General features: G+C 71.0%; 13 protein-coding genes. 4 read left to right on the top strand and 9 right to left on the bottom strand.

The window, feature by feature from the left end; genetic code table 11:
* Window positions 1-520 precede the first annotated feature (520 nt).
* The 3 genes from QFZ82_RS39370 to QFZ82_RS39360 all read left to right on the top strand — a co-directional run bounded on the left by QFZ82_RS39370 (window position 521) and on the right by QFZ82_RS39360 (window position 4,915).
* The gene (locus QFZ82_RS39370) at window positions 521-1,162 is read left to right on the top strand and encodes a hypothetical protein (protein WP_307718043.1); all 642 of its coding nucleotides are present in this window, start codon (window positions 521-523) and stop codon (window positions 1,160-1,162) included.
* A gap of 36 nt (window positions 1,163-1,198) precedes the next feature.
* Window positions 1,199-3,904 carry a DEAD/DEAH box helicase gene (locus tag QFZ82_RS39365; protein ID WP_307718042.1) on the top strand — a complete coding sequence of 902 codons (2,706 nt, stop codon included), beginning with the start codon at window positions 1,199-1,201 and terminating at the stop codon, window positions 3,902-3,904.
* Window positions 3,905-4,192: 288 nt separating this feature from the next.
* Window positions 4,193-4,915 (top strand): hypothetical protein, encoded by a 723-nt coding sequence (locus tag QFZ82_RS39360; RefSeq protein WP_307718041.1) that lies wholly within the window; start codon window positions 4,193-4,195, stop codon window positions 4,913-4,915.
* 13 nt (window positions 4,916-4,928) lie between these two features.
* Here the strand turns inward: QFZ82_RS39360 and QFZ82_RS39355 are convergent, their stop codons facing one another.
* The 9 genes from QFZ82_RS39355 to QFZ82_RS39315 all read right to left on the bottom strand — a co-directional run bounded on the left by QFZ82_RS39355 (window position 4,929) and on the right by QFZ82_RS39315 (window position 12,103).
* Complete coding sequence (locus QFZ82_RS39355; protein ID WP_307718040.1) at window positions 4,929-5,321, bottom strand: DUF6415 family natural product biosynthesis protein; 393 nt, start codon at window positions 5,319-5,321, stop codon at window positions 4,929-4,931.
* A gap of 44 nt (window positions 5,322-5,365) precedes the next feature.
* Window positions 5,366-5,542 carry a hypothetical protein gene (locus tag QFZ82_RS39350; RefSeq protein WP_307718039.1) on the bottom strand — a complete coding sequence of 59 codons (177 nt, stop codon included), beginning with the start codon at window positions 5,540-5,542 and terminating at the stop codon, window positions 5,366-5,368.
* Window positions 5,543-5,638: 96 nt separating this feature from the next.
* Window positions 5,639-6,487 carry a helix-turn-helix transcriptional regulator gene (locus tag QFZ82_RS39345; RefSeq protein WP_307718038.1) on the bottom strand — a complete coding sequence of 283 codons (849 nt, stop codon included), beginning with the start codon at window positions 6,485-6,487 and terminating at the stop codon, window positions 5,639-5,641.
* A 7-nt stretch (window positions 6,488-6,494) separates the two neighbouring features.
* Window positions 6,495-7,049, bottom strand: coding sequence for a DUF6879 family protein (locus QFZ82_RS39340; RefSeq protein ID WP_307718037.1), 555 nt, complete (start codon window positions 7,047-7,049; stop codon window positions 6,495-6,497).
* Window positions 7,006-7,284 (bottom strand): hypothetical protein, encoded by a 279-nt coding sequence (locus QFZ82_RS39335; protein ID WP_307718036.1) that lies wholly within the window; start codon window positions 7,282-7,284, stop codon window positions 7,006-7,008. The genes QFZ82_RS39340 and QFZ82_RS39335 overlap by 44 nt, the downstream gene beginning before the upstream one ends.
* Before the next feature lie 133 nt (window positions 7,285-7,417).
* Window positions 7,418-8,383 carry a hypothetical protein gene (locus tag QFZ82_RS39330; protein ID WP_307718035.1) on the bottom strand — a complete coding sequence of 322 codons (966 nt, stop codon included), beginning with the start codon at window positions 8,381-8,383 and terminating at the stop codon, window positions 7,418-7,420.
* A gap of 254 nt (window positions 8,384-8,637) precedes the next feature.
* Window positions 8,638-9,102 carry a hypothetical protein gene (locus QFZ82_RS39325; protein WP_307718034.1) on the bottom strand — a complete coding sequence of 155 codons (465 nt, stop codon included), beginning with the start codon at window positions 9,100-9,102 and terminating at the stop codon, window positions 8,638-8,640.
* Window positions 9,103-9,356: 254 nt separating this feature from the next.
* Window positions 9,357-10,688 carry a hypothetical protein gene (locus QFZ82_RS39320; RefSeq protein ID WP_307718033.1) on the bottom strand — a complete coding sequence of 444 codons (1,332 nt, stop codon included), beginning with the start codon at window positions 10,686-10,688 and terminating at the stop codon, window positions 9,357-9,359.
* Between the two features lie 179 nt (window positions 10,689-10,867).
* Window positions 10,868-12,103, bottom strand: a complete 1,236-nt coding sequence (locus tag QFZ82_RS39315) for a replication-relaxation family protein (RefSeq protein WP_307718032.1) — start codon at window positions 12,101-12,103, stop codon at window positions 10,868-10,870.
* A 278-nt stretch (window positions 12,104-12,381) separates the two neighbouring features.
* On the opposite strand from QFZ82_RS39315, the gene QFZ82_RS39310 reads away from it, so the two are divergent.
* Window positions 12,382-12,825, top strand: a complete 444-nt coding sequence (locus tag QFZ82_RS39310) for a hypothetical protein (RefSeq protein ID WP_307718031.1) — start codon at window positions 12,382-12,384, stop codon at window positions 12,823-12,825.
* Window positions 12,826-13,198 lie beyond the last annotated feature (373 nt).

Genomic DNA, 13,198 nt, shown 5'->3' with positions numbered 1-13,198 from the left:
CCGCGGAGCGGGTACCACATCGCTGCGCGATGTGCAAGGGGGGCGGTCGCTGCGCTCCCGCTGGCCCTCGCGATGCGAGGGCGCCTCCTTCCGCTGCGCTCCAGGAGGCAGTGGGGCCGGCCGCTGCGCGCCCGGCTGGCCGCGCGATGCGCGGCCGGGCCACTCGGGTCTGACGGTGCGGCTAGTGGGGCCTCCAGTAGGGGAGTTGGGGGAGCGCGGGGCGCTCCCGGCGGGTCCGCTGCGCTCCCCCGCCTGACGGTCCTTCCGGCTGCGCCTCCAGAACCGTTGGGGCCCGCTGCGCGGGCCGGGCTGGGTACGAGGGGTGGGGGTCGCTCGTTCGTGTGGGTTCTAGTGTACCGCGTGCATCCGGTAGATGCAGCATGTACCGTTGGCGGAAACACGGGACACCCCCCAACCACCCGAGAACCTCCCTCAATTCCGAGAGGCACGGCCGCAGATGACCGGTCACCACGAATCTACCGGGCCCGATCCCGCGCTGAGCAGCGATTCTGTACGCCGGGTGAGTCAGTATCAGACGGCGGGCACCAACGCCCGGTTGAGGCTGTTCGCGCTCCTGGCCGCCCAGGGCGTGCCTGCGAGCGAGGCGGACGACCTGGTGGCCGCGCTGGAGGCCGGTGCGGTCGCCGGGGCGCAGAGCGAGGTAGTCGAGCTGGACGGGATGGCGCCGGCTTCTCGGGGCGCGCTGTTCGCGGACGGCTGGGACGAAGGCGTGATGGCCGTGAGCGAGGCCCTGGTGGGCATCGCGGACCGGGACTGGATGCGGCGCGGCGGACGGTCGGCCGGGGCTGCTGAGCTGGCCGTACATATCGCGGACATCAGGCAGCGTGAACGGGCCGACCTGGTGCGGCTGGAGGCGTACGTCCGGAAGACCGTGCTGCCGCGCACGCACCCGAACACCACGGCGCGGCGCCGGGTGCTGGAGGCGCTGGGCGAGGCCGGCGGTCTGTGCACGGCGCGGACGGTGGAGATGTCCAGTGGTGACGTCATCCTCTGCACGCGCGAGGCCGGGCACTACGACCCGGACGACCTGCCGGGGTTCAAGCGCGGGAAGTCGGACGGGACGCCCGGCGGCTGGCATCTCGCGGGCGGGGCGATCTGGAGCGACGCCGGAGCGGCCTGCACGCCGCACGCGGCCGTCTGAAAAATCGCAGGAATTAGGCATCGGGGAGGCGTGGAAATGTCAGCGATTCAGCTCAAGGAACACCAGGTAGATCAGCGGTCGGCGTTTCGGAAGTGGGTGGGATTTCCTGCAAGGTCATCTGTGCCCCCGCAGGGTGCCCGGGGCACGATCGTGTCCGCGACCGGATCGGGCAAGACGATCACAGCCGCCGCGTGCGCGCTGGAGTCGTTCGCGAACGGCCGGATCCTCGTGACCGTCCCGACCCTGGACCTGCTCGCGCAGACCGCCCAGGCGTGGCGCCTGGTGGGCCACCGGGCGCCGATGGTCGCGGTGTGCTCACTGGAGAACGACGCGGTCCTGAACTCGCTGGGGGTACGCACCACCACCAACCCGATCCAGCTCGCCGTGTGGGCCGGGTCCGGGCCGGTCGTCGTCTTCGCCACGTACGCCTCCCTGGTGGACCGCGAGGACATCGACGCACCCGAGGGCCAGCGGAAGGTTCGCGGGCCGCTGGAGGCCGCTCTGGCGGGCGGAGAGCGGCTCTACGGCCAGCAGATGGCGGGCTTCGACCTCGCGATCGTTGATGAGGCCCACGGAACTGCCGGTGATCTTGGTCGGCCGTGGGCGGCGATCCACGACAACGCCCGCATCCCGGCGGACTTCCGGCTCTACCTGACCGCGACCCCGCGCATCCTCGCCGCGGCCCGGCCCCAGAAGGGCGCGGAGGGCCAGGAGGCGGAACTCGCGACCATGGCCGATGACCCGGAGGGCACCTACGGCGCGTGGCTCGCGGAGCTCGGTCTGAGCGAGGCGATCGAGCGCGAAATCCTTGCGGGATTTGAGATCGACGTGCTGGAGATCCGCGATCCCTCGCCGGTTCTCGGGGAGTCGGAGGAGGCGCGGCGCGGCCGGCGTCTTGCCCTGTTGCAGACCGCGCTCCTGGAGCACGCCGCCGCCCGGAATCTGCGCACGGTCATGACGTTCCACCAGAAGGTTGAGGAAGCGGCCGCGTTCGCGGAGAAGCTGCCCGAGACGGCGGCCGAGCTGTACGTGAACGATGCCTCGGATGAGGACCTGGCGAAGGCGGAGAAGCTGCCGAAATCGTCGATCGACGCGGAGTTCTACGAGCTGGAGGCCGGCCGTCACGTCCCGCCGGACCGGGTGTGGTCGGCGTGGCTGTGCGGCGACCACCTCGTGTCCGAGCGGCGTGAGGTGCTGCGGCAGTTCGCCAACGGCATCGACGCGAACAACCGGCGCGTGCACCGGGCGTTCCTCGCGAGCGTTCGCGTGCTCGGGGAGGGCGTGGACATCACCGGCGAGCGGGGAGTCGAGGCCGTCTGCTTCGCGGACACCCGCGGCTCGCAGGTGGAGATCGTGCAGAACATCGGCCGCGCGCTCCGGCTCAACAAGGACGGCAGCACGAAGGTCGCCAGGATCATCGTGCCGGTCTTTCTGGAGCCGAACGAGGACCCGACCGACATGGTCGCCAGCGCCTCGTTTCGCCCCCTTGTAGCGGTCCTCCAGGGCCTCCGCAGTCATGATGAACGACTCGTCGAGCAGCTCGCCTCCCGCGCCCTCACCAGCGGGAAGCGCAAGGTCCACGTCCGGCGCGACGATGACGGGCGGATCGTCGGGGCCGGCGGCGCGGGCGACGGCGAGGATCAGGAGCAGGACGACACCGACGCCGCCGCCGAGGCGGCGCTGCTGCACTTCTCCAGCCCGCGCGACGCCGCCACGATCGCGGCCTTCCTGCGGACGCGGGTGTACCGGCCGGAGTCCCTGGTGTGGCTGGAGGGCTACCAGGCCCTGCTGCGCTGGCGGAAGGAGAACGAGATCACTGGCCTCTACGCCGTGCCCTACGACATCGAGGTCGAAGTGGGGGTCACGAAGGACTTTCCGCTTGGCCGATGGGTCCACCAGCAGAGGAAGGCGCTGCGGGCGGGTGAGTTGGAGGAGCGGCGCAAGACGCTGCTGGACGCGCCGGAGGCTGGGATGGTGTGGGAGCCGGGTGAGGAGGCGTGGGAGAACAAGCTCGCCGCGCTGCGGTCCTACCGGCGGGCCATGGGGCACCTCGCGCCGCGTCAGGACGCGGTGTGGGGCGAGGGCGAGGCGATGGTGCCGGTCGGCCAGCACATGGCCAACCTGCGCCGGAAGGGCGGCCTGGGTAAGGACCCGGTGCGGGCGGTGGAGCGCGCGAAGCAGCTGGCCGCGGTCGATGAGGACTGGAACTGCCCCTGGCCGCTGGACTGGCAGCGGCACTACCGAGTGCTCGCGGACCTGGTCGACGCCGACGGCGTCCTGCCGGCCATCGAACCCGGGGTGCTGTTCGAGGGCGATGACCTGGGCAAGTGGCTGGAGCGGCAGAAGAACCCGGGCACCTGGGCGCAGCTGTCGACCGAGCAGCAGGAGCGGCTGTCGAAGCTGGGCGTGCAGCCCGCTGAGGCCCCGTCTCCCGCCCCGGCAGTCGCGCGTGCGACGAAGGACCCGAGCAAGGCGCAGCAGGCGTTCCAGCGGGGCCTGGCGGCCCTCACCCAGTGGGTGGAGCGGGAAGGCGCGGACCGGCCGGTGCCGCGCGGCCACAGCGAAGAGATCACGGTCGACGGCGAGGCAGAGCCGGTGACCGTGAAGCTGGGCGTATGGATTTCGAACACGAAATCGAGGAGGGACCGGCTGGATGCCGACCAGCTCGCCGCCCTCGCGAAGCTGGGCATGGACTGGGCGAAGCCGGTGACGATCCCCCAGGCCGCCCCGGACAGCCCCTGACCGCTCCCAGCGCCGTGACCGGACCCCGGGCTTCTTGGAGGCCCGGGGTCCGGTGCTGTTCCGAGAGTGCAACGCGCTCCCCCAGCCCAGCTCAGATCGGGTGTTTCCGCAGATCAGGGGTGCAACACGGCTCTGTTGCACCTCTGCTGTTGCACGGGGGTGTTGCAGTCGCCGTGGGCCGGATGGATGAACGCCGGCTCTCTGGACGTACCCGGGCGGTCGGGCTTTCGGTTGTGGGTTGAGCGGACCATTCGGCCCGTGCACGGGGCCACTTCTGCGAGGCACATCATGGGACGTCATAAGCAGCACAAGCCGCGCCGCTCGCGCGGTGGGAGCGAGCAGCCGGTCACGGGTGAGTCGGCCACGGAGTGGTTCGGCACCGCTTTCCACTCCACCGCTGGCATGCAGCACCTGGACGTGAGGCAGTCCGGCAACGGCATCCTGATCACCAGCGCCCCGGCCGAGGTCGACGGCGTGCTGGCCGGGTGGCCGCTGCGGATCCGCAACGACGACGACGGCCAGGGGCTGACCGAGCTGGGGACGGCGCTCGCCTCCGGGCAGCCGCACGGCATGGTCGCGGAAAAGGGGCCCGGGTACGAGCGGGTGCTGATGTTCATCCCGAACCATCCCGAGGAAGGCGTCGGCACCCTGGGCCGGATCCGCACCGAGGACGGCCCCGAGGGTGCCATCGTCTTCGAGCGGCGTGCTGAGCGGCCGATGGCGCTGTGGGCCGAGGCCGGTCAGAACCTGCGCCGGATCGTCTCGCTCCTGGGCCCGGACGCGCCGCCGGCCGACGAGCCCGAGGAGAGCACTCCGTGCCCCGGCTGCTACCGCCCCGTCTACGAGAGCTCCTCTTCCGGCACGCTCATCGGCGCCGGGCCGCTCCCGGTGATCGGCCTGTGCAGGCTGTGCGTCAACGGCACGACGCTGCGCTCCCTGCGCCAGGCCGACGTGCCCATCGACCCGCGACAGCGCGCCGTGTTGGAGAGCGTGTCCGCCGTCCTGGCGTAGCGGAGGGGGCGACTCACACGGCCTGAGTGACCGCGGCGTCCAGGCGGTCCAGGCGTTCGTAGAGGGCGCGGACTAGGCGGGCGCGGTTCTGGACGCAGCGCACGGTGCCCTCGATCGTCGTGGACAGCCGGCCTTCTGCCTCGCGCAGGACGACGTCGGCGAGCGCCTTGGGGCCGCTGTCCTTGGGTAGCTGGTCGGCGCGGCGGCGGACGTCGGAGGCGACCGCGCGGGCGTGGCCGGTCAGCTGGAGGGCGATCTGCTCCAAGTCGCGGGTGGTGAGGGTGTCCTCGCCGGTCCACGCGAGGACGGCCTTGACGAGGCACTCGTACGGTTCGCGATCGAGCGGGAGCCCGGCTTCGATCAGGCCGTCGGGGTCGTACAGGACCGTGTGGGAGCTGGTGTGCATGGCGGGCCTCGCTGCCGAGAGCGTCGTGTGCGGGTGGCCGGCGGTCACCGCTGGGGGTCCTCGCCGTCGTCGGCTCCGTCGCCCTGGCCCTCGTCGTGCTGGCCGAGGAACCGGGCGAAGCCGCCGTCCGCGCGGGCGAGCAGGGCCGGGGAGGGGACGCCGTAGGCGGGCGACTGGAGGCCGCGGCCCTCCGGGGCGGTGCTGTCGGTGTGTGCGCGCATGAGGCCCCGCCTCTCCGGCTGGTGGTCCGTCGGTGCCGTCGACGCTACGCACCTACGGTCCGCGCTCCCAACGAAGTTGCGGAGAATTGCGGGACTTCACTCCAGGGCGTCGATCGCGGCCTGGATGAGGGCGCGGGCGGCGTCGCCGTACACGGCCATCTCCGCGAGGCCGGCGAACGCCTTCAAGTAGTCGGCGAGCTCGCGGGGCTGCGTCACTTTGATCTCCGCCGTCAGCGTCTCCACCACGGCCATGGTGTCGTCGTGGACGTAGAACGCCTCCAGTGGCCACACGGTGCGCTGCGCGGTGAACGGGATGATCCCGAGCGAGACGGAGGCGAGCGGCATCACGGCCAGGAGGTGACGCAGCTGCCCCCGCATCGCCTCCGGGTCGGCGGTGCGGAAGCGCAGGACGGACTCCTCCATGAGCACGACGTAACGGTGGCCGCCCTCGTAGAGGAACCGGGAGCGGGCGATGCGGGCGGCGACCGCTTCGGCGACGTCGTTCGGGGTGCCCTGGAAGGCGGTGATCTGCTCCATCAGGGCCGTGGCGAACGCCGGCGTCTGGAAGAACCCGGCCGGGACGTTGGAGACGTAGACCCGGCAGACGCGGGTGCGCTCGTGCAGGGTGTTCCAGTCCTGCTGGACCTTGCGCATGCCCGTGCGGTGCAGGCGGCGCCACTCCAGATACATGGAGTCGACCGCGCGGGCGGTGGCGATGAGGTCGTCGGCCTGGTCGTCGGCGCCGCACGCCGCGCACCAGGTGCGGATGTCGCTGTCGGAGGGCGCGGCGTCGCCCTTCTGGATGCGGGTGGTCTTGGCAGGATGCCAGCCGCACCGGGCGGACAGTTCCTTCCCGGTGAGGCCGGCGTCCTTGCGCAGGTGCTGCAACCGCACGGCGAGCGCCTCGCGGGCCGCTTGGGCGCTGGACGACGGGGAGACGGGCACGGGCTGCTCAGAGGGCCTGGACGGTGTACTTCTCGTGCGGGATGCCGCGCTCCCACACCGCCTCGAACGCGGTAGCGCACAGCGCGACGGCGGCCGGGTCGGTGGTGCGTTCCTTGCCGTCCGGTGCCCAGTCGCCGGTTCCGGTGAAGTGGTGGAACTGCACGATGCGGCCGTCCAGGAGCCAGAAGTCGTTACCAGGCAGCGCGATGTCGGAAGCATGGCGGCGGGGGAGCCAGCGCACGTCTTCCCCGGCCTGGAGGTTGAGCGGGGTGATGGCGTGCTCGTAGCGGATGTAGTCGGTAACCGGCTCGGAGACGATCCGCGCGCGGCGCATCACCACACCGCGGGCGACCGCGTCCTTGACGAGCGGCATCCACTGCGGCCAGAACGAGCGGGCCGGGTCCAGGTTCGGCGTGCCGGTGCGCAGGAAGGTCTCAAAGTCCTCGGCTTCGTCGCCGACCGCGTAGACGTCGCGCATCTCCAGGTGGACCGCTGTGCGGTGGGTGTCGGCGAGCAGCTCAGCGAACGTCGCGGTGTTCAGCTGCTGCGCGTTCAGCGGCATCGCACGCCTCCCTCAGAATCGACACCATGCGGGCCGGAATCCGGATCACCCGCTCGTGCGGCGGGATCCCCGTCTTGTGGCCCGGCACCCACTGGGTGGAGCCGACCTCGGTCTTGAGGAGTTCGTCGGCCTCCTCACCCTGGAGAATCAGGTCCGCGCTCTCTTCTTCCACCCACACCGTGGGCGATCCCTCGCCTCCGGTATTCGGGTCGATCCCGACGAACCGTAACGTCATCGCGTACTCCCGTGTCGAGTCGGTTGCGCATAGTTGCGCGCACCGACCGTCCCGCACGGGCGGAGAGCCGGTCAAGAGGACCGAGAACGTCGGGGCTGACCCACGGGTCGCCGCGCGGGTCAGCCCGCGCAGGTCAGTTCCTGCCGGCGGGGCGGCTGTCCAGCGCCATGCGCAGGCGCTCCGCGACGGGCTGGTACCGCTGGACGAAGCTGGGGTCCTTCATCTGGTCCAGGGGGAGTTGCCTGTGCTGGTCGGGCCACCGTTCGCAGAGCGTCCAGCCCAGGGGGCGCAGTCCGGCGCGATTCATGTCCCGGTCGATGCCCGCCAGGTAGTCCGCGTCGACCGGCAGCTCGCCGTTCGACTGCCAGATCACCCCGTCCAGCCGGATGGGCAGGCTGGGGAAGCCGAAGAGGAAGCCCAGGCAGCGCTCCCGCAGAACTGCCGCGCTCTGCTCGGGACTCAGGGGAACGCCCTTTTCCTCGCCTCCGGGCCCGGGGAGCGCGGTCCTGCAGTCGGCGTCCGGGAAGACGTTGATCTCACCCAGGACCACGTGCGCCGTCGCGTTCTCCCGGTCCGGGTAGCTCCACGCTGATTTCGGCAGGAGGAGGATCACGTCGTAGGCGTCGAGGGCGCCGACCACCGCATCGGCGAGCGGGCTGCGGTCCGTGCGGGGCAAGCCGCGGTCACTCTCCCGCGAGGGGTGGCGCACCTCCCACATGCAGGTGTGGTGCACCAGGACGCCGGGGCCGTCAGGCGAGGCCCACAGCGTGCTGGTGGTCGGCTCCGGCGGGGCGGCCGGCTCGGTCTCCTTCTTGCGGCGGTTCCGAGGGCGGCGCTCGAACACGCCGCTCATGGTCCAGCGCCAGTAGTCCTCGGCTTCCTCGAGGAGCAGGACCCGCTGTCCGCTGTGTGCCCAGGCCGCCGCGATCCCGCCGACCAGGTGGTAGAGGTTGCCCGCGTGCTCAGCCAGAAACCGCAGGACGTGCGGCGTGCGCGGCGCCTCGCTGGTCGTCGCGCGGCGCAGGGCCTCGGTGTACTTGCCCCCGCTCCGGCTCGCCCGGCGGGCGGTCTGCGCGGCGGTGGACTGGTTCTTCGGCATGACGTACTCCTTGGCCGGACCGGGCCACGCCCCCGGCACCGGCTCGTACGACTGCCGTGGACACGACGGAACGCAGAACGGTTGGGAGCGGGCCCCGCAGGACCTTGACCTCCGCATCCGGCGGCGTGGCTCCGGAAGCGGGCGGTGATCGGCAGTACGCCACTAGCCGGGCAGGATGCTAACCGGCACGGCAGCACCGGCCGAAGCCACGAGCCGCCGGTTCCCTCGAACGGGCGAGCTCTCCGGCGGCTGGCTCAGGCTTGCCCGGCCGCCGGCTCCCACAGCGGTCGGGCGAGCCCGGTCCCGTCGCAGTGGAAGCACCGGCCGCCTCCCGGCGTGTTGCGGGCACCGATGGTGCCGGCGGCGTGGCGGAAGAGCCGGGTGAGGCCCGCAGTGTGGGCCTCGTGGATCGGGAGTTCCTGCCGTCTGCCGAGCGTGACCTCCAGCGCGACGCCGGGGCCGGTGAAGTGGGCGTGCATGCCCCCGGTGATCGCACGGAGCGTCTCGTTCAGTTCGTGCATCGTCTCCGCGCCGGACAACTGCACGCGGGCCGCGAGGACGGTGTCGGTGGCTGCGGCGAAGGACAGCAGTCCGACCGGGCGGGCGAGCGGCCCGACGCGGCCCACGGGGGCGGGATGGGTGTGCTGGAGCTCGGACAGGGCGTGCCACAGGTCGCCCGGCAGATCCTGGGGTGCGGTCTCTTCTCGGCTGCGTCTCATGCAGCCTGTGTAGGGCCTGCGGTGGGCTGGTGCCCTCGGATGGTCCCGTCCGTCCCGCCCGGTGGTGCGGTGACTTCGGGATCGGTCCCGCTGTGCGGCCTGGCGGCTGCCGACCGCACAGCGGGCTTGTGCGGTCAGGTCCGCCGGCGGAACCAGCCGCGGCACCTGTCCGGCTCCTGGTCGCCTTCCAGCGGTGCGGCGGCCTGGAGGCCACCGGGTCCGCGTCGGACCACTCGCTGGCTGGGATCTCCTGTCTAGCTCTCGGAGGATTTCGCGGACGGCGGCAGGGCCATATCGAGAAGCGCGTCGATGGTCTCCTTGCCGAGCGTGCTGTCGTGGTGGAGGGATCGGCGGATGAGTTGCCCCACGGTCTGCGGGTCCACGTCCAGCCGTGTGTGGGCGTCCAGACAGATCTCGCTCAGGAGTCCCGCGGTGTGGTCCGGCTTTCGCTGGACGTACCAGTCGAAGACCTTGACCACGTCACGGCGGAGGGTGCCGAGCCAGATTCCACTCCTCCCCTTCTTGACGCCTGTGGCTAGATGGGAGAGCACGGCCTCAATCAGCGTCGTGCGCAGCGCCGACATGGGGACGAGGCTGTCGGTTCCCACCGTGAGCGAGACCGCGGGCCACCAGGCGAGGGTCTTGGCCGCTTCCTCGGTCTGCTTCCCGTCCCCGTGGATGACCTTGGTGAGGCGGTTGTGGTCGGCCACGAGCCCCTGGGGCTGCGGGGTATCGAAAGAGGTGGTGGCGGAGAGGAGAGCGCCGGGACCGTGGTCGCGGCGATGCTGTTCAGCCCAGTCCCGGGCAACGGGCTGCGACCACAACGGCCCGTTGGCGCCGTGAGCCTGGGGCTCGGGCATCTTGTGGTCCTCGTACTCGGGGACCGGTAGGTCGTCCTCAGCAATGTTCGCAATCTTCGCCAGCCCCGCCCGATCCACCAGGAGGCCCGGGTCCAGCTCGGGGGCCTTCAGGTCGACGACGCACTCGTCAAGCGGCCGTGCGTCCGGCACGCGCCGGCGGTGCTCCGCCCACAACGCCAGATGATCACGCCAGTTGGGCAGGGCCGACTTGGACGCCGTGAACCCGGCGATGGTGGCGATACTCGCCTTGCCCGGGTCGGCGGGGTGAACCAGGAGGTCCGCGGCCGTGACGGTGAGCGCGTCCTGGACGCGGCGGGCGTCGTAGCGCTCGTAGGCGCCGTCGAAGACCACTCCGGGCCGGTGCCAGGCGGTGCCATCCCACCAGTAGCCGCCGTGCCGATAGAGGAAGCCGGTGTGCCCGTACACCCAGTCGTGGTGGAGCCCACTCCAGCTGCCGTCCGTGACCAGCACCACCGTGCGGCCGTGCTCGGGGTGGTAGTGGACGGCCCACGCGTACGCGCGGTTCTTCGGCTCGGTCGTGAACGCCACCCAGCCGCCTCCCGGTAACGGATCGGTGCGGCCCCACAGTCCCTCGCCCTGGTCCCGGCCGGTGCGCTCGATCGCGTCCGGATTGCCGAGCGGCAACCGTTCGTCGTTGATGAACGGCAGACCCGGAACGGGATGATCGGTGCGAAGTCCGTTGGCCACCGGACGGAACTCACCCAAGATCGTCTCCCCCTTGCGGCGTGAACCCCCGTACAGCACGGGGGTAGTCCTCACATCTCTGCGGCAGCACCGGCTCTGCTAAACCGATCAGCGGACAGCGCGAACACGTCGTTGTTCGCGCTGCTCATCCTCACCTCCGGCCCGGGCCGCCTGTCCGGCCGAAGGCACAAGCCGCCCGGCTACCGGCGGCGCGTGATGCCGAACCGGCCGCGGGGCCTGGCGGCCGGTGCTTCAGCCGCCGCGCGTTCGGCTTCCTCCGCCAAGCGGCGCGCGGCCTTCTCCGCCCTCACCTGTTCCCAGTGTTCGTTCAGGCACGGATCGCACAGCTCGCGGTGCTGCATCCCCGGGTAGTGCCGCACCGTGTCCCAGCGGTCGTCGGTGAACTTCGCTCCGCAGCGCCTGCACACGGGCCGCTGCGCCTCGCGAACCGCGGCTTCGCGCTCCTTCTGGCGCTTGCGGGCCTGCTCCGCCTGCACCACGTACAGCCGGTCACCGTCGGGGTTGTCCAGGGCGTCGGTCAGCGTCTGCCACTCATCGCGCCCGAGCCTGCGCCACACCTTCCCCGCCGCCCCATCCGGATCGGCCGTGATCCGCTCCAGCTCGGTGACGACCACGGGCACCGCCTGGTGGTAGTCGACGGCCGTGATGCCACCGCCCGCGTACTGGGTGCCGGCGAAGTAGGAACGGGCGGCCTGCTCCAGCCGCCGCATCCTGCTGGCCCGCTGCGCCTTCGTCTTGCCCGTGAACACAAACGCGAGGGGCACGTAGCCCTCGCGGCCGGTCGCCGGGTAGATCCGCGACCACAGCCGGAAGTCGTGCACCCTCGCTCCCCCGTAGGAGCGAGCCACCCTCTCGCGGTCCTTGTCGGCCTTCGGCGCCAGGAGCTCGAACCACTCGGTATAGCGGCGCACCTTGTCCACCAGGACATCGACGGGCTCATTCACCCGGTCGACCTCCAGGAGCATCGCGGGCACGCCAGCGTCCGGGGCCCGCATCGTCAGGTCGGCGTACTGGGTGTACCCGTAGGGGAGCTTGTGGCCGATCTCGGTCTGCCAGGACAGTGGCGTGCCGAAGCCGGCTCCGGTGAGGACCGCGGCGGTCATCGTGACGGCGGCCGCGTGTTCGTCGAAGCCCTCGCCGACCACCGGCTCGCCGTCGTCGTCGAACTCGAGCTTGCGCAGCGCAGAGACCCGAACGTTCTCCGGCAGCAGCTGCTTGGCTTCCTTGTGTCCTCGCTCGGTGAGCACCCACAGCTGGTGGTTCGACTCCAGCCGCGTCTCCACCCGGACCTTTCCCTCGCCCTTGAGGGCGTTGAGGGTGTCCCTCGTGCACCGGTCGTGCGAGTCGGTGGGGCGCAGCATCCGCCACAGGTGTTCTGCGGTAGCCCTCTGGAAGATCCCGAGAGCCTTCAGCACTTCCTTCTTCCGGATGTGGGTTGGCTTCCATGTCTGCTTCAGAGACTTAGAAGGGTTGTCGAACGTGTCGCGGGGCTTGTTCTGCCGGGGCTGAGCAGGGGATACGCGCCTGGCGGGCGAAGTAGCCGTGGAGGGGGCAATGGAGGGGCCCGTGGAGGGGGCCGGCGGGGAGGGAGATTTCTCCCTCCCGAGCGTGATCTCTGTCCACAGGGCCGCCAATAGAGGCTCCTCTTGAGGCCGCCGCGATCAGCGGGGCGGCCCGTACGCGAGGAGCTGTCATGCCCGAGAACACCGTCACCGCGCCGCTCGCTCCGATGGAGCCGGAGGATGTCGCCGACGCCTTCGCCTACATCCGGGCGATGCAGGCCGGCGACATCGACACCGCCTGCGCGGTCATCGACGGCATGGGCCCGGAGGTGCTCCGGATGCTCCTGGACGTCGCCGCGCGCATCGTCATCCCGATCACCGCAGTGGACGACCACGACGGGGAGCCCTGCGCGCATTCGTTCCTGGCGGCGGCGCTCGGACGGCTTCTGCTGGAGCTCCTCTGCGACGGTGAGTGCCTGGCCGGTGCGCCGGGCATCGCCCAGACCATCATCCGCTTCACCGAGAACATCCTCACCGAGGACCACGGCGACGTCGCCGATGTCCTCCGCCAGCTGGAGGCCGCGGGGATGAAGCAAGCGATGGAGGCGCACCCGGTGCGCCGGACCACCGCGTAAAGCGCATCCGGGATGGCAGTGGTGCGGCGCGCATCGGGACCGCACCACTGCCATCCACACCGCTGCCGGGCGCCCCACCGCACCGCGCCATCGTGGTGCGCTCCGTCGACATCGCCGCACCGCACCGCGCCGCACCGAGGCGCGCGTCACAGCCGGGCGGGGCCCCTCTATCACCCACCCCCTTGACCGCGACCTGTTCGCCAGCCGAAACCGCTTGTGTCAAGGGGAAACGTCCTCGGTAGCAGACCTGGACAAGGGGGTGTAGCGGAGCTGGACAAGAGGTCGCACGCCTCCGGCCGCACCTGATCGAGGGGGCAGTCGGCGGTAGGCGCACCAGTGCGGTGCGGGACATCGGGTGCGGCGCACCGGCGCG

This window comes from Streptomyces sp. V4I23 (assembly GCF_030817975.1).
GTDB lineage: Bacteria > Actinomycetota > Actinomycetes > Streptomycetales > Streptomycetaceae > Streptomyces.
This window is presented reverse-complemented; position numbering and strand designations above follow the sequence as displayed.